The sequence below is a fragment of the Siminovitchia acidinfaciens genome, assembly GCF_003605385.1.
In the GTDB taxonomy this organism is placed as follows: Bacteria; Bacillota; Bacilli; order Bacillales; family Bacillaceae_C; genus Siminovitchia; species Siminovitchia acidinfaciens.
On the sequence record NZ_QYTV02000001.1, the window covers coordinates 97,352 to 113,316 of the forward strand.

15 protein-coding genes are annotated in these 15,965 nt (G+C 43.7%); 10 read left to right on the top strand and 5 right to left on the bottom strand.

Annotation, left to right across the window (positions count from 1 at the left end):
* Nucleotides 1-147: 147 nt before the first annotated feature.
* Together D4T97_RS00410 and D4T97_RS00415 are read right to left on the bottom strand one after the other, a co-directional pair.
* Nucleotides 148-945 carry a YihY/virulence factor BrkB family protein gene (locus D4T97_RS00410; RefSeq protein WP_164525408.1) on the bottom strand — a complete coding sequence of 266 codons (798 nt, stop codon included), beginning with the start codon at nucleotides 943-945 and terminating at the stop codon, nucleotides 148-150.
* A gap of 36 nt (nucleotides 946-981) precedes the next feature.
* Nucleotides 982-1,962: an NAD(P)H-quinone oxidoreductase gene (locus D4T97_RS00415; RefSeq protein ID WP_126046580.1), complete on the bottom strand. Its 981-nt coding sequence runs from the start codon at nucleotides 1,960-1,962 to the stop codon at nucleotides 982-984.
* A 96-nt stretch (nucleotides 1,963-2,058) separates the two neighbouring features.
* Here D4T97_RS00415 and D4T97_RS00420 point away from each other — a divergent pair, with 96 nt between their 5' ends.
* From D4T97_RS00420 to D4T97_RS00465, 9 genes are all read left to right on the top strand, one after another.
* Nucleotides 2,059-3,261: a CynX/NimT family MFS transporter gene (locus D4T97_RS00420; RefSeq protein WP_126046582.1), complete on the top strand. Its 1,203-nt coding sequence runs from the start codon at nucleotides 2,059-2,061 to the stop codon at nucleotides 3,259-3,261.
* Nucleotides 3,262-3,366: 105 nt separating this feature from the next.
* Nucleotides 3,367-3,999 (top strand): TetR/AcrR family transcriptional regulator, encoded by a 633-nt coding sequence (locus D4T97_RS00425; protein ID WP_126046584.1) that lies wholly within the window; start codon nucleotides 3,367-3,369, stop codon nucleotides 3,997-3,999.
* 1 nt (nucleotide 4,000) lies between these two features.
* On the top strand, nucleotides 4,001-4,681 hold the full coding sequence (locus tag D4T97_RS00430; RefSeq protein WP_126046586.1) for an MBL fold metallo-hydrolase: 681 nt from the start codon (nucleotides 4,001-4,003) through the stop codon (nucleotides 4,679-4,681).
* A gap of 432 nt (nucleotides 4,682-5,113) precedes the next feature.
* On the top strand, nucleotides 5,114-5,296 hold the full coding sequence (locus D4T97_RS00440) for an SE1832 family protein (protein ID WP_126046588.1): 183 nt from the start codon (nucleotides 5,114-5,116) through the stop codon (nucleotides 5,294-5,296).
* Nucleotides 5,297-5,549: 253 nt separating this feature from the next.
* The gene (locus D4T97_RS00445) at nucleotides 5,550-6,644 is read left to right on the top strand and encodes a PRK06851 family protein (protein ID WP_126046590.1); all 1,095 of its coding nucleotides are present in this window, start codon (nucleotides 5,550-5,552) and stop codon (nucleotides 6,642-6,644) included.
* A 262-nt stretch (nucleotides 6,645-6,906) separates the two neighbouring features.
* A complete protein-coding gene (locus tag D4T97_RS00450) occupies nucleotides 6,907-8,097 on the top strand; it encodes a glycine C-acetyltransferase (RefSeq protein WP_126046592.1) in 1,191 nt (396 codons plus the stop codon).
* A gap of 50 nt (nucleotides 8,098-8,147) precedes the next feature.
* On the top strand, nucleotides 8,148-9,086 hold the full coding sequence (locus D4T97_RS00455; RefSeq protein ID WP_126046594.1) for an L-threonine 3-dehydrogenase: 939 nt from the start codon (nucleotides 8,148-8,150) through the stop codon (nucleotides 9,084-9,086).
* Nucleotides 9,087-9,170: 84 nt separating this feature from the next.
* The gene (recQ, locus tag D4T97_RS00460; RefSeq protein WP_126046596.1) at nucleotides 9,171-11,306 is read left to right on the top strand and encodes a DNA helicase RecQ; all 2,136 of its coding nucleotides are present in this window, start codon (nucleotides 9,171-9,173) and stop codon (nucleotides 11,304-11,306) included.
* Between the two features lie 801 nt (nucleotides 11,307-12,107).
* Nucleotides 12,108-12,980: a Cof-type HAD-IIB family hydrolase gene (locus tag D4T97_RS00465; RefSeq protein WP_164525409.1), complete on the top strand. Its 873-nt coding sequence runs from the start codon at nucleotides 12,108-12,110 to the stop codon at nucleotides 12,978-12,980.
* A 268-nt stretch (nucleotides 12,981-13,248) separates the two neighbouring features.
* On the opposite strand, the gene bshB2 is transcribed toward D4T97_RS00465, so the two are convergent.
* Both bshB2 and D4T97_RS00475 read right to left on the bottom strand, forming a co-directional pair.
* On the bottom strand, nucleotides 13,249-13,932 hold the full coding sequence (gene bshB2, locus D4T97_RS00470; protein WP_126046600.1) for a bacillithiol biosynthesis deacetylase BshB2: 684 nt from the start codon (nucleotides 13,930-13,932) through the stop codon (nucleotides 13,249-13,251).
* A 264-nt stretch (nucleotides 13,933-14,196) separates the two neighbouring features.
* Nucleotides 14,197-14,544, bottom strand: a complete 348-nt coding sequence (locus tag D4T97_RS00475; RefSeq protein WP_126046602.1) for a YojF family protein — start codon at nucleotides 14,542-14,544, stop codon at nucleotides 14,197-14,199.
* Between the two features lie 150 nt (nucleotides 14,545-14,694).
* Here D4T97_RS00475 and D4T97_RS20355 point away from each other — a divergent pair, with 150 nt between their 5' ends.
* Nucleotides 14,695-14,838, top strand: a complete 144-nt coding sequence (locus D4T97_RS20355) for a hypothetical protein (RefSeq protein WP_164525410.1) — start codon at nucleotides 14,695-14,697, stop codon at nucleotides 14,836-14,838.
* A 159-nt stretch (nucleotides 14,839-14,997) separates the two neighbouring features.
* Here the strand turns inward: D4T97_RS20355 and pdxK are convergent, their stop codons facing one another.
* On the bottom strand, nucleotides 14,998-15,819 hold the full coding sequence (gene pdxK, locus D4T97_RS00480) for a pyridoxine/pyridoxal/pyridoxamine kinase (RefSeq protein WP_126046604.1): 822 nt from the start codon (nucleotides 15,817-15,819) through the stop codon (nucleotides 14,998-15,000).
* Nucleotides 15,820-15,965: the final 146 nt, after the last annotated feature.

The window sequence follows — 15,965 nt, forward strand, 5'->3', positions numbered from 1 at the left end:
CTCTACGAAAAGTCAACATCGGCTCGAGGTCATAAGCCAATCGCTACTGAAGGCAAACTACGCTTTCTTCAGCGCTCGTCTTGTGCTTTTCGGGGCTAACAGGGCGTTTCCGCATTCGGTATTGTTTGTACGTCGCTAAACGAGCGCTTACGCTTTTCTTGTAAAAGAAGCATTGACCAAGCCGCCGATCAGGAGGACAGCAGCAGTTAAATAGAACCAGATCATCAGTACAATGATACTCCCAAGCTGTCCATAAAGCTGTGAATAGTTAATATAAGATACGTAGTATGCAAAGCCGATGGAGGCTCCCTGCCAGCCGACTGTTGAAAAAATAGCCCCAGGCAGGACTGATGAAAAGGGGATTTTACCGCTGGGCACAAATTTATAAAACAGAAGAAAAAATAAAAATAAATAAATTGTTCCTATTCCCCATTTAATTACAAACCATAATTCATAAAACAGGGCGGGCATTTCGAGTCGGGAGGATAAAAATACCCTTCCGATTTCTTCTCCGATAGGTACTAGAAGAGAAACGGTTAATGTCACCATAAGGATGGCTGTTAAAAACAGATCTTTTCCAAGCGCCAGGAAAAATCCTTCCTTTCTAATGATGCCATATGCATCGTTCATAGCCCTGACAAGAGATTGGACGGCCATGGAGGATATCCAAAAAGAGGCAATCAAACTGAAAGAGGCGAGTTTTGTCCTCTGCCTGTCCAAAATAAAGGTAACATTGTTCTCGATAAGCGCATAGCTCCCTTTGGGGGCAAACTGTTTGATGGCAGCTAATACATCCGTCGAATAAATGGGTAACAAGCTGAGCAAAGAGAGGACAAAAATAAGAAAGGGGAAGATGGATAACATAAAAAAATAGGCCATTTGGGCAGATTGATCATGAAATCGCTCTATAAAAAAGCGTTTGAGAATATCCAAAATGAACCTCATTTCCATCCTCCCCTGGAATTGCCGCGTTTATTTACATTATTCCCGTACTCTTAAAATTATTTTCCCGGCATTTTTATTTTCTTCCATTAAAGTGTGGGCTTCATTAGCGTCTTTCCAATCCCAAATTGAATCAATGATGGGAGTGAGTCTGCCTTCACGGAATCTTTCAAGGGCATACTCGGAAAAAGCTTTTGTCAGGTCCGCTTTTCTTTCAACGGATTGGGAGCGTAACGTGGTGCCGGTCACCTGAATCCTTTTAAACATTATTTTTAGTAGATTGACCTCCTTCACTTTAGCTCCTCCCATTGTTCCAATGAGGACAAGCCTCCCGTCTGTTGCAAGGGAACCGATGTTTTGCTCCCAATAGGGGGCGCCAATGAAATCTAAAATTAGGTTTACACCTTTTCCTTCTGAAGCTTCCTTCACTTTAGGAGCAAAGGGTCCGTCTTTATAATCGATGACATGAGCTGCACCCAATGTACGGCAAAGCTCACGCTTCTCTTTCGACCCGGCCGTAACGATGATATTGGCCCCAGCTTCTCTTGCCAGTTGGATGGCCGCTGTTCCGACGCCGCTTGCGCCCGCATGAATGAGAACAGTTTCATCTTCTTTTAGCTTTCCTAATTCAAACAGATTTAAATAGGCTGTTAAAAAGCCCTCAGGAATTGCTGCACCTTCTTCAAAGGAGAGATTTTCCGGGATGGGGATGGCTAGATTTGCCGGAATGGCAACGTATTGGGCATAGCCTCCGCCGGGAAGCAAAGCGCAGACCCGATCACCTTTTTCCCAACCATTGACGTTTCTGCCGACCTCCTCAATGGTTCCGCTCGCCTCCAGACCAAGTATATCCGAAGCTCCGGGAGGCGGGGGATATTGGCCGCGCTTTTGAAGAAGGTCCGCCCGGTTAAGCGCTGTCGCTTTTACCTTTATCAATAGTTCATCGGCGGCAATTGTTGGTCTTTCAGCATCTCCAATTTTTAAGTCCAGGGTATCCTTTTCTACAATAATCGCTTTCAACTGTTTCCTCTCCTTTCAAAATTGGTACGTTACTGTTATCGTAGTCAAATGGACTTCTTTTTTCCATATATATCTTAAAGATGAGGTAGATAATCAATGGATTTTCATGCATTGACCAAAAAGCAATCAATGGCCCAAAAGCTTTTTCTCGTCACCGGCATTGTATTTATAGCTTTTAATTTACGTCCGGCTATCACCTCTGTTGGACCGCTTGTCAGTTTTATCCGCAATGATTTAGGCTTGTCGAACGGAATGGCGGGATTCTTGACTACCCTGCCGTTGATAGCCTTTGCGATATTGTCGCCTTTTGCTCCGAAAATAGGGCTGAAGATTGGAAATGAATTGACAATTCTTCTTGGAGTCGCTTTGATTGGTGCGGGCATTGTCATTCGTTCTATGGGAAGCATCTCTTTTTTATTTATCGGTACGGCAATAGCCGGTATCGGAATAGCTGTGGGCAATGTCTTGTTGCCCGGAATCGTTAAGATGAAATTCCCTAACAAAGCTACGCTAATGACAGGTGTGTATTCCACCTCTCTTGGAATATCAGCAGCTATTGCATCCGGGGTCAGCATCCCCCTTGTAGAAAAATTCGATTGGGGCTGGGAAAAATCTTTAATGACGTGGGCTTATTTGGCTCTGGCGGCATTGTTAATTTGGATTCCGCAAATCAGGAAACAAAAAGGTCCGCAGGGAAGAGTAAAGATTATCAAATACGGAAACTCTCTGATTAAGTCCAAGCTTGCCTGGCAGGTCGCATTATTCATGGGACTGCAGTCGCTCATTTTTTATTGCCTGATTACGTGGGTGCCGGAAATTTTATATAGTCACGGATTCACTCGTTCCTTATCCGGGTGGATGCTTTCAGTAATTCAATTTGCAGGTCTTCCAGCTTCTTTCATTATTCCTGTCATCGCTGGTAAATTGAACAACCAAAGACGGCTTGTTTTAGGCTTGGGGACTGTCTATGTGATTTCTTTTACAGGACTGATGTTTGGCGGGGGACCACTCATATTTTTATGGGTTGTCATGATCGGAATTGCACAGGGCGCAGGATTCAGCCTGGCTCTTACATTTCTTGTATTGCGGGCAAAGGATGTCATGGATGCTTCCCGTTTGTCTGGGATGGCCCAATCGCTTGGCTACTCCTTGGCTGCTATCGGTCCCACTTTGATCGGATACGAATACGACCATACCCATTCATGGTTCCTGCCAATTACGACACTTATTATTGTTTCCATATTAATGACTGCTGCCGGTTTGGGGGCGGGTAGAAACAAATTCGTACATGAAAATTAATTTTTTATATATAAAATTTATCTTGTAACACAACTAACCATTGGTTATAATATAACCAATGGTTAGTTGTGTTGATTTAATTTCATTTGAAAGGGGGGTAAGCAATTGGTTAGCAAGCAAGAATCGCGTTCAGAGCAAACCAAAAAGGAAATACTTCTCGCAGCAGAGAAACTTTTTTCAAAAAAAGGATTCGATACAGTTACAATCCGTGAAATTGCCAAAGAAGCCGGATGTTCCCATACAACGATTTACCTTTACTTTAAAGATAAAATGGCGCTGCTGCATCAGTTATCAATGCCTCCATTGCAGGAATTAAAGAAGCAAATTGAAGATGTTTTATTTCGCGATGCTTTATCTGCCGAAGACAACATAAGAAAGATTAGCCGGAAATTTATTCAATTTTGCCTGCAGAATCGTAATATGTACACTCTTTTATTCGTAACGGAGGCCACACGGGTAGATGAAGAAGAGCCGGACCTTGAAATTAATAAACTTCGGATCGAGTTATTTGGTTTTCTAAAGAAGGCCCTCCAGGAATGTCTGCGGATACATGATGATGACCTATTGCTGGCTTACACCCGGATTTATTTTTTCACTTTACATGGAATCATTGGAACCTATACTCAATCCAAGGAACCTCTTGATGAGCTGATGAAAAGGTTGGAATCCACTTTTGATGATGCGGTCGAAGTGCTGTTGTTGGGCTTTAAACAAAAATTAAAAAGGGGAGTGAAGTAGGGTGAAAGCCAACCAAGTTTCAGAACATGTTTGGAGTTTGAAAATTTGGATGTTGATTCCGGTCCACGTGTGGGTTGTCGCAGATGAAGATGGAGTAACCTTGGTGGACGCCGGTATACAGTCAATGGCGAAGGGCATCCTGAGGTTCATTGAAGAGCTGCAAGCGGGTCCATTAAAAAGGATTGTTCTGACCCATGGCCACTCTGATCATGTTGGAGCCGTCGAGCAAATCTTAAAAGTTAACCCAGTACCAGTGTATGCCCATCAGATTGAAATTCCCTACATGGAGGGAAGGCTTGCTTATCCCCGCCGTAAAAAAGCTGTATCTTCTATTGCTGAAGGAATAACACAGCCTCTCCACGCAGATGAAAGTGGCAATATTCAACCGATTGGAGGATTAACCCCATTTTTCACCCCTGGCCATTCTCCGGGGCATGTCGTTTACTTTCATGAAAAAGACCAAGTGATGCTTGCAGGAGATTTGTTCACATCCAAAAATGGGAATCTTAAACGGCCCATGTCCATATTTACAGCGGATATGGATGAAGCGGTAAGAAGCAGTTCAATCGTTCAGCGATTAAAACCGAAACGTCTTGAAGTATGCCATGGAAATCCCGTTTTTCAACCGGCCGAACAGATAGACAGCTATATACAAAATTATGTTACGACTCCAAGCAGATAATGGAGGAACAATTCTAATGGCCATCTTAAAGAGCTGCTTATCTTTTTGTTGCGCTTCCTTGTGGAGTTCTGCGCACTTGGCTCACTAGGTTACTGGGGTTTTAGGACCAGGAAAGATATTCGCAAAAATTGGAATCGGTACTGGCGAGCCACTGCTAGCAGCTTTTGCCGGGGATATGTTTGTTTCCCCTCGTGTATCTGTACCGGTATCATGGCAGTTACTTTTACCGCCCTAGGTTCAAGCCAGGCTTGGGCTTTATGTTCGCGGACATCGTTTACTTGCGGCAGTTTTATTGATGTATAGGAGGGACCGTACTCTAACCTAAGTGGGAAGACAACAATAATAGGCATGCCAATCGGAAAGAGCGAATGTATTCTTTTGATTAGCTTGGCAAAGTTAAAGGAACATAATTTTATAATAGGGAGTATTGAAATGAAAAGATCCGAAATCGAATATAAAATAGCAGATTTAAAAGCTGATTATGTCAGGCTTCAACATGATTTGGAAAAGCTAGAATATGTGAAAGGTATCTTGCATCCGCTTGAAAAGCAGCTGATTGAAATCGAAGAAGAACTTAAAACCTTGAACAGAATGCTTGATGAAATCAGTGAATAAAGTGAAACTTCAATCAGTGGGGGATCTTTCATCCTCCACTGATTGTTAGTTGAACAAATCGGGCTTTTACTGGCTGTTAATCCCCAATTTACAATTCTTGGATCCTCTACACATTCTCGAAGTGGGGGGCTTACAGCCAGTTAATGCGGGATAAACGCAGTCGCCCAGTTTTTTACTGAAATTAAGTACCATCCACTCACCCAAAGCATAGGCTGAAGAAAAGAATAAAGATAAGAGTATTGAGGGTGACAATGTGAGCGGATATGTCTTGCGTTACTTTGCAGGCGGTAATACTGCCAAGGGCTTTAGTCATTTATATGATTCCAACTTGCGTGGACTGGATCGTGTCTTTATTCTATCAGGTAAATCAGCTTTGGAGAAAAAGAGCCTGATTCACAGAGTGATGAATAATTGGTCAGGAAAAAGCTTAAATCTTGAAGCGTTGCATTCTCCGAATGATCCTGACTCGCTTGAAGGGTTGATCATACGGGAGTTCGGTTTCGGTATCATCGATGGGGATTCTCCTCGTGAAATCGGGAAGGAATTTGTTGGTGATAGATGGGAGACAATCGACTTGGATGTAATGGATCTTTCTTCCATTCCATCTGGGACAAAGCAGGAAATTACCAGGCTTACCGCAAAGAGGGATCATGCCTTTGATCAAGCGTATCAATCATATGCAGCAGGATTGAGAGTTCATGACAAGTGGGAGAAGCTCTATATTGACCAGATGGATTTTAAAAAAGCAGATTACGTCGCAGACCGTTTGCTCAAAAAGCTTTTTTTAAAAAATGCTTCCGGGAAAAATCGTACAACAAGACGGCGGTTTCTCGGTGCGGCTACTCCTAAAGGTCCAGTCGATTTTGTAGGAAATATTACATCGGGCTTAACAAGGAGATTTTTTCTGAAAGGCCGCGCGGGTACAGGAAAGTCCACTGTATTGAAAAAAATTGTCCTAGAGGCTGAAAAAAGGGGATACGATCTGGAAATCTATCATTGTGGCTTCGATCCTGCCAGCCTGGACATGGTCATTGTCCGGGAACTTGGATGGGCAGTATTCGATAGTACTCAGCCGCACGAATATTTCCCTTCCCGGAGGGGGGATGAAGTGATAGATATGTATGAATTGACGGTTACCCCCGGAACAGATGAATTATTCGCAAATGAAATAGCGGAGATTGAAAGGCAATACAGGGAGCAAATGAAGGCAGGTAGAATTTATCTGGCCGAAGCGAAACAGATCAATGACCAATTGGAATCGATTTATCAAGAGAATATGGACAATGCCCGGATGGACGAAGTTTACTATGACATACAAAAAGAAATAAAGCTGCTTGCAAAAAATTAAGACCTCTTCAAGCTTGAAGAGGTTTTTGATTTTAGAAAAGGAGAAATAAAGGTCATAGCTTATTCTGTAAAAATGTCTCCACTGAGCAGTTTAATCCAGAAAAAGCGTCTCGACTATTCTAAGACATAAAAGCTGTCCTCTCTCAATAAACATAATATAAAAAAGATGTTATATATAAATTGAAGTTGGATAATTTTAGTTCGCATGTGTATTTTTCGTAAGTACAAATGTATTCGCGAATTTCTATAATGGAGGGATCGATATGTCGAAAGTGCTGCAGCAATTTTTAACGGAAAATTTGACTGACCTTCGCAATCAGGGCCTCTACAATGAAATAGACACGGTTGAAACGCCAAATGGTCCTATCATCAGCGTTAAGGGGAAAGAGCATATCAATCTTTCGTCCAATAATTATCTCGGTTTGGCAACTGACGAGAGACTGAGAGAAGCGGCTCTTGATGCAATCAGGAAATGGGGAGTGGGTGCGGGGGCGGTCCGGACGATCAATGGTACTTTGGAGGTCCATGAAAAACTTGAAGAAACGCTGGCAGCTTTTAAAGGGACAGAAGCTGCCATCTCTTTTCAATCAGGCTTTAACTGTAATATGGCGGCGATTTCGGCGGTCATGGATAAAAACGATGCTATTTTATCAGATGAATTGAACCATGCTTCCATCATTGACGGATGCCGCCTTTCCCGGGCCAAAATCATCCGTTTCAACCATTCGGACATGGATGATCTGCGCAGGCAGGCGAAGACTGCAAACGAATCGGGAAGCTACAATAAAATCATGGTAATAACTGACGGTGTTTTTTCAATGGATGGCGATATTGCCAAGCTCCCGGAGATCGCTGAGATTGCGGATGAATTCGACTTGATCACCTATGTCGATGATGCACATGGCTCGGGAGTGCTTGGAAAGGGAGCAGGCACGGTGAAGCAGTTCGGACTCCAGGAACAGATAGACTTTCAAATAGGGACTCTATCAAAAGCGATTGGTGTTGTAGGGGGATATGTTGCGGGGAAAAAAGAGCTCATTGACTGGCTTAAAGTCAGGTCCCGGCCATTTTTGTTTTCCACTGCTGTTACACCGGCAGATGCAGCTGCGGCTACGAAGGCAGTTGAGCTAATGATGGATAGCACTGAGCTTAATGAGAGGCTATGGGATAACGCGGATTATTTTAAAAATGCCCTGAAGAACCTGGGATTTAATATCGGAGATAGTGAAACACCGATTACGCCATGTATTATTGGTGAGGAAAAAACAACGCAGACGTTCAGCAAGCGTCTTTTTGAAGAAGGAGTTTACGCGAAGGCCATTGTTTTCCCTACAGTGCCAAAGGGGACGGGGCGTGTGCGTAACATGCCGACAGCAGCGCATACAAGAGAAATGCTCGACAAGGCGGTTGCAGTCTATGAAAAAGTAGGAAAGGAAATGGGCATCATTCAATAGAATGTAAGGAGGCTTACGGCGGCACATCGTTCATACCAGGAGGTAACACGATGAAAAAGATTTTAGTGACCGGATCATTGGGACAGATTGGGTCAGAACTTGTTATGAAGCTTCGTCGCGAATACGGGAATGATCATATCATTGCATCAGATATCCGCCGTCTGGAAAATGAAGTCGTTGAATCAGGCCCTTTTGAAATACTTGATGTCACTGACGGAAGCGAGATATTTAAACTCGCCAACAAGTTTGAAGTGGATACTATCATTCATTTAGCAGCCCTGCTCTCTGCGTCTGCAGAGGCAAAGCCACAGATGGCCTGGAATCTTAACATGGGCGGACTCATTAATGTGTTGGAGGCGGCCAGGGTACTTGGATTGAAAGTTTTTGTGCCCAGTTCCATTGGAGCCTTTGGTGCAGAAACACCGAAGCACAAAACGCCCCAGGTTACGATCCAGCGGCCTTCAACCATGTACGGGATTAATAAAGTGGCCGGTGAGCTTCTATGTGATTACTATTTTCATAGATACGCTGTAGATGCACGGGGTGTCAGGTTCCCAGGCCTTGTTTCCTACGTTGCTCCTCCAGGGGGCGGAACAACCGATTATGCCGTTGAAATCTTTTATGAAGCGCTCCGGAAAAAGCGTTACACATGCTTTATCCATCAAAAAACCTGCTTGGACATGATGTATATGCCGGACGCCATAAATGCGGTTATTCAACTAATGGAAACTGATCCCGAAAAGCTTACATTCCGGAACTCCTATAATATTACGGCCATGAGTGTCACACCTGAAAATATCGCCAATGAAATAAAAAAGCATGTTCCTTCGTTTGTAGTCGATTATCAAGTAGACCCGGTCCGCCAGTCAATTGCTGACAGCTGGCCCGACTCCCTTGATGATTCAGCTGCTCGCCAGGACTGGGGATTCAAGGCAGAATTTGGTCTGGAAGATATGACGGAAGATATGCTGGGAAAAATTAACATCTAATAGTGCTGAGCCTCCTGTACTTATAGCAGGAAGGCTCTTTCTTTTGATATAATTGGAGTATCAAAAATCTGGAGGTTTGTACCATTGTTGACGAAAGCAAGGGGCTTTTTGCAGTCTTACTTTGGATTTGACGAATTCCGCCAAGGACAGGATGCAATCATCCAAAAAGTGCTTCAGGGTGAAGATACGCTTGGAATCATGCCGACTGGCGGTGGAAAGTCTGTTTGTTATCAAATCCCCGCCCTGTCGCTGCGCGGGATTACGATTGTAATCTCTCCGCTGATTTCACTCATGAAGGATCAGGTGGATGCTCTTGATAAGGCTGGTATCCCATCTACATACATTAACAGCACGATTACCGGACCTGAGATGCGGGAACGGATGTCCGGGATCTATAACGGAAAATATAAACTCGTATATATTGCTCCCGAGAGATTGGAAACCGACTATTTTTTAAGAGTATTAAGTGAGATTCATATTTCACTTGTGGCAATAGATGAAGCGCATTGTGTTTCGCAATGGGGCCACGATTTTCGGCCAAGTTATTTATTGATCCGCAAACTGATTAATAGAATTCAGCCAAAGCCGACAGTACTGGCGTTGACTGCAACGGCTACTCCGCAGGTTCGTGAAGATATCCGTCAGCTTTTGGATATTAGTGTTGATAATACGGTTGTGACCGGATTTGAAAGAGAAAACCTCCGCTTCCATGTAGTGAAGGGTCAGGATAGGGATTTGTTTTTGACTGATTACATTCAAAAAAATTCCGGCCGGGCAGGGATTGTTTATGCAGCGACCAGGAAAGAAGTGGAACGCTTGCATCAGTCCTTGAAAGCGAAAGGGATCGCTGCCGGAAAGTATCATGCGGGAATGTCGGAAAAAGAGCGGAACAGCTATCAGGAGAAATTCTTATACGATGATATTGATGTGATGATTGCTACAAATGCCTTTGGAATGGGCATCAATAAATCGAACGTAAGATTTGTGATTCACTTTCATATACCGCGCAATATGGAGTCTTATTACCAAGAGGCGGGCAGAGCAGGAAGGGACGGAGAAGAGAGTGACTGTATTCTGCTTTTTGCCCCTCAGGACAGCCACATCCAGTCTTTCCTTATTGATCAATCGGATATGGACGAGCACCGTAAAGAAAATGAATTTGGTAAGTTGAGGAAAATGATGGCTTACGGCCATACAGAGTCTTGCTTGCAGCAGTACATCCTGCATTATTTTGGCGAGGAAGATGCTCCTGTTTGCGGAAAGTGCGGTAATTGCACCGATGACAGAGAACAGGTAGACGTGACGGTTGAAACCCAGATGGTTCTATCATGCATAAGGCGAATGAATGAAAGGTTTGGCAAAACAATGATTGCCAAAGTGCTGACTGGGTCTACTGACCAAAAAATAAGAAGTTTTGGTTTTGATCAATTGTCCACCCATGGAATCATGAAGGACAAGACTCAGAAGGAAACAGCGGAGTTTATCGACTTTTTAACCGCCGAAGGCTACTTGCGCCCGACTGACGGTTCTTATCCCACTTTAATGTTGACTGAGCTGGCCGGGGATGTTTTGCGGGGCAAAGAAAAAGTGATGAGAAAAGAAAAGGTGAGGATTGCTCAGGTCGTCGAAGATGACATGCTGTTTGAGGTACTGCGCAGGTTGAGAAAAGAGATTGCCGACGGAGAGAATGTGCCGCCATATATCATTTTTTCCGATACGACCTTAAAGGAAATGAGTGCATTGCTTCCTAGCGGCGAAGCGGAACTGATGCAGGTCAAGGGAGTCGGTGAGCGCAAACTTGAGGCTTATGGAGCGGCATTCTTGAAAGAGATAAACAAGTACTGTGAGGAGCAGGGAATCGAAAGGCGGGAATTCAGTCGACCGGTCATGCCCGTTGCTCAAAAACAAACGGGAGGAGCCTCTGGTAAAGAGCCGAGCCACCATATTACCTATCAAATGTTGCAGAATGGCCTTTCTATTGCGGAAATTGCTGAGGAGCGCGGCATGACTGAAAGGACAGTTGAAGGGCATTTACTCAAATGTCCTGACGATGAGTTGGAAGTGGATTGGTCCATTTTCATTCCCGAAGAATACGAGCCGATGATAGGAGAGGCGGTTGAGCAGGCTGGCCAGGAAAGACTGACGCCGATCAAAGAGCTTCTGCCTGAGGAAATCAGCTTTTTCATGATCAGGGCTTATTTGGAAAAACAAAAGGCTTAATAAACAAACCCGCTGTCAACTGAATTGGGAAGTTGATGGTGGGTTTTTCTCTTAGAACAGAGAGGAGACGTTTAATCAAACGTTTGATTAGTGACAGTGCTCGTAGCATCAAACTCTTAACTAAACGTTTGATTAGTGGCAGTGCTCGGAGTTTCGAACACTTAACCAAACGTTTGATTAGTGGTAGTGCTCGGGGTTTCGAACTCTTAATCAAACGTTTGATTAGCTGCAGTGCTCAGAGTTTCGAACTCTTAACCAAGCGTTTGATTAGTGGTAGTGCTCGGGGTTTCGAACTTTTAATCAAACGTTTGATTAGCGGCAGTGCTCGGAGTTTTGACTTCTTAACCAAGCGTTTGATTAGTGGCGGTGAGCGGTGTTTTGACTTCTTAATCAAACGTTTGATCAGTAGCAGTACTCGTAGCATCGAACACTTAACCAAACGTTTGATTAGTGGTGGTGAGCGGTGTTACGATTTCTTAATCAAACATTTGATTAGTATCGTGGCTCAGAGTTTTGGACCTTTAATCAAATGATTGATTAGCATCAGTGCTCGTAGCTTCGAATTCTAAACCAAACGATTGATTAGCGGCAGAACTCGGATCTTCGAACACTTAATCAAACGTTTGATTTATGATGGGGTGCCTGACGAAGTATTATTTTTTTACTCAGCGCATAGAATGAAACTTAACATTCAATTGAAGTCCCGTCTAAGTAGGTTTCGTTGCATTTTTGCCGGTTATTCGCTAGAATACATGCCAATATCAGAGGGCGGAATTAGCCTAAAGAGAAGGAGATATGACATTGATTAAATGTATTGCCACCGACATGGATGGAACGTTGCTCAATGCCAATCAAGAAATCAGTGAAGCTAACAAACTTGCAATTCAAGCGGCCCAGGAGAAGGGAATAGATTTTCTTGTTGCAACAGGACGCTCTTACCATGACTTGCGCTATATACTGGAAAAGGTTGATATAAAATGTCCGGCAATTTGCTTAAATGGTGCGGAGATTCGCGATGAAAATGGAAACGTTGAGCACGGAATTGGGCTTGACAAAGCAACGGCGGATAAAGTGGCGTATGTGCTGGACAATGCAGACATGTATTACGAGTTATATACAAGCAATGGTACTTACACGACAAACTATGAAAAGGGAATTCAGGCAGTCATGGATATTTACCGGACTGCAAATCCGTCTATAGAGGCTTCAACTCTACGCGAAACAGTTGAGAAAAGGTTTGAAAAGCGGCTGATCAAAATTGTGGACAACTTTGATGGTATTTTTGGAGCAGAGGACATTGTCACCTATAAATTCTTCGGATTTTCCAAAGATGCATCTCTCCTGGTTGATGTAAGCAGGCGGTTTGAAGAAATCAAGGGAATCACTGTGACAGCTTCAGGGCGTCAAAACATTGAAATCACCCACAAGCACGCACAAAAAGGAAATGCATTAAAGCGTTACACGGAAAAGCGAGGTATTTCACTCGAAGACACAATGGCACTGGGCGATAATTATAATGATCTGTCCATGTTGGAAGTGGTAGGCCATTCTGTCGCCATGGGTAATGCCGAAAAAGAAATAAAAGATGCCTGCCGTTATCTTACCGGATTAAATACGGAAGATGGAGTAGCAGAAGCTATTAATAAAATACTTGAGGAAATGACCATTTCCTAAGAACAATAGCGCAAGCGCCTTGATAAGCCCCGACAAGCACAAGACGATTCCCGAGGAGGCAGCTTTTCAGCCAAGCGGCTGACTTCCATCACATCATGTAAAACTTCTCTGAGTGTGCTTCATGTAGCTTTGCGACGAGCTGAACAAAACTTCCTCGAATAAGCCTTGGCGTAGGAGCACACTCTTCCTTGCAGGCTTGTGACCTCGAGGGGCTAGGCGCTGGAGCTGAACGAATGAAAAAAACCTGAGGAACCCTCCTCAGGTTTTTCTATAACACTTGATCGTTCTCCCAATCATAAGTCCAAAAACGTTCTCTCAGCATCCGCTCTGTCCAGGCAGGGTTTTCGGCTGCTACGCTTTCAAGCATTTCATCCATCATCCAGGCAGTCTGGGAAATATGTGCTTTTAGTACGTCTACCTTTTTCTCCCACACGTCACTTATATCGTGTACGATATCTGCTTTTCCGAGTTCCGCTTCATGATTGTTTGAAAATGCAACAAGATTAAGCTTCGGCCTCTTATCTTTTGGCAGCCTGCGAACTGCTCGGATGACCGCACGCGCCGTTGCTTCGTGATCGGGGTGTACGGAATAATTAGGATAAAAGGAAATAATGAGTGAAGGATTCAATTCCTCCATTAGCTTGAATACCATATTCGCAAGCTCCTCATCATTTTCAAACTCTAGAGTTTTATCCCGGTAGCCCATCAGGCGCAAATCGGTTAGCCCCATAATTTCGGTTGCTTTTTCCAACTCGGCTTTCCGGATTTGAGGTAAGGATTCCCTCGTTGCAAATGGCGGATTTCCAAGATTTCGCGCCATTTCTCCTAAAGTGAGACATGCATAAGTCACCGGTGTTCCATTATTTATATGCTTCATGATTGTCCCCGAGACTCCAAAAGCCTCGTCGTCCGGGTGGGGAAAAATCACTAACACCTGTCTTTCCTTTTCCATTGGCTTTTCGCTCCTTTAAAAAGTCTCGCTCGAATTAAAAGAAAGTATAAGTTTCTAATGAACACTTTTCTTGAAGTATATTCTTATTGTCCAGCTCCGGACGGCAGGGGCTCAAGGTCGCTTCGAAAAAAGCATTGATGGCAAAGAGCGCCTTCACTGTTTTTTCTCCGACGGACAGGAAGTCCTAGTGTCACCGAAGCCACAGGACGTGGCGTTTGAGGCGGCCAGCGCTTGTCGCCCCTAAACGGCCGTCTTCCGCTTTTCTTATTCAAAAGGCTTATTGCTTATTTGCAAAGCAACTGCCAGTTTTCCTTCGTAATCGTGTCCTGCCAGCAAAAGCCGATTCTGATCGTCTATCTCGAAGTGGGTCACTCCTTCTGCATAAACCCATCCTACCGGAAGTTTCAAGCCAACCCTGTAGGGGCCTTCTCCTGTTATTTTTCCGTGCTCATAGCAGATTTCTGCATTGCGAATATAAGCACCTGATGAAAAAAAGGATTCGTCTTTATGTGAGGCGTATGCGCCATTTGTAGTTTCCAGATGTATAAAGACATTTTTTCCCGCAAACTGATTAATCATATGCTGGACCTGCTGAACATTTATATCTTCCAACCCATTGGCCTCCTTCGCCTAGTGAACATAAAATCATTTTACTAAAAAACATACTGAATTACGAAAGATAGGATTTTTTTAGGGATTATGTGGTTTTACAATTATAGTATGATAAAATTTATAGACTGTATAGGAAAGGAGAATGAAAAAATGGAAAAGAAATTGGACCTTATTTTGGAGACTTTGCAAAGTCACGAAAACCTCCTGCACCAGTTGATCAAGAGTGTTGCCGCCACCAATGTAAAGGTAAATGAGATTGACAAGAAGCTTGAAAAGAACAAAGCTCTATGGTGACCCAGGCCGACTTAAAATACTTTGAACAAAAGATCGCAGAGCACGACAGAGAAATAATGAAGATCAAACTTAGTTGACCTCCTCAGACCACTTCACGAAAAGTCTTCAAAAAACCAAATCAAAAACCCGGCAGCCTGACCTTCCCGCCGGGTCCCTTTATTAATTTTTAAGGCTCCCTACATATTTTGTATAAGCGCCGTGCATGACCGGTCCCACGTATTCATTCAGTTTCCAGCCGTGTTTGATGGCCGCTGTAACAAATTCTTTCGCTGCTGCCACAGAATCTTTAACAGACTTTCCTTTTGCTAAGTTAGCTGTGATGGCAGCGGCAAATGTACAGCCTGCACCATGATTATATGTTGTATCGAGCTTTTCTTCTTCAAGCAGGGTAAATTCCTGCCCGTCATAGAAAAGGTCTACTGCTTTGTCCGTGTTTAACCCAGTTCCGCCCTTGATGATGACGTTTTTTGCACCCAAATCATGAATTTTCGCGGCAGCTTCTTTCATGTCATCGATCGTTTGAATTTTGCCAGTTCCGGCAAGCTGCCAGGCTTCGAATAGGTTAGGTGTTACAACCGCTGCACGGGGCAATAGCAATTCACGTAAAGCGTCCGTGTTTTCAGGCTGCAATACTTCATCCTCACCTTTACAGACCATGACAGGGTCGATGACGACGTTTTTTAAACCGTGCTCGTCGATTTTCTTTGCGCCAAGCTCAATGATGTCTACGGATCCGAGCATTCCTGTTTTCATCGCGTCAATTCCGACAGAAAGGATGGTGTTCAACTGCTTTTCCACTATATTTACATCGATAGGGAACACTCCGTGGCTCCAATTGTTGTCGGGATCCATTGTAACAATGGAAGTGAGTGCAGTCATGCCGTACACATCATTTTCTTGGAACGTTTTCAGATCCGCCTGAATACCGGCTCCGCCGCTTGAGTCGGATCCTGCAAGTGTCAATGCTTTTTTCATATACATGTAACTCCCTTCCAACTAATTAAAGATTATATCAATGAAATAATTATATACTTCCCACGAAAAAAGTGGTAATTATCAAACTTTTCTTTACCCTTAGCATTACGACACACGAGACATCATTGCCCAAGAGGAATGGAATTTCTGCT

What these genes read in the sequence shown, in the direction of transcription:
- D4T97_RS00410 (WP_164525408.1), bottom strand. Translation starts at nt 945, where the DNA reads ATGAGGTTCATTTTGGATATTCTCAAACGCTTTTTTATAGAGCGATTT.
- D4T97_RS00450 (WP_126046592.1), top strand. Translation starts at nt 6,907, where the DNA reads ATGTCGAAAGTGCTGCAGCAATTTTTAACGGAAAATTTGACTGACCTT.
- D4T97_RS00440 (WP_126046588.1), top strand. Translation starts at nt 5,114, where the DNA reads ATGAAAAGATCCGAAATCGAATATAAAATAGCAGATTTAAAAGCTGAT.
- D4T97_RS20355 (WP_164525410.1), top strand. Translation starts at nt 14,695, where the DNA reads ATGGAAAAGAAATTGGACCTTATTTTGGAGACTTTGCAAAGTCACGAA.
- D4T97_RS00455 (WP_126046594.1), top strand. Translation starts at nt 8,148, where the DNA reads ATGAAAAAGATTTTAGTGACCGGATCATTGGGACAGATTGGGTCAGAA.
- pdxK (WP_126046604.1), bottom strand. Translation starts at nt 15,819, where the DNA reads ATGTATATGAAAAAAGCATTGACACTTGCAGGATCCGACTCAAGCGGC.
- D4T97_RS00420 (WP_126046582.1), top strand. Translation starts at nt 2,059, where the DNA reads ATGGATTTTCATGCATTGACCAAAAAGCAATCAATGGCCCAAAAGCTT.
- bshB2 (WP_126046600.1), bottom strand. Translation starts at nt 13,932, where the DNA reads ATGGAAAAGGAAAGACAGGTGTTAGTGATTTTTCCCCACCCGGACGAC.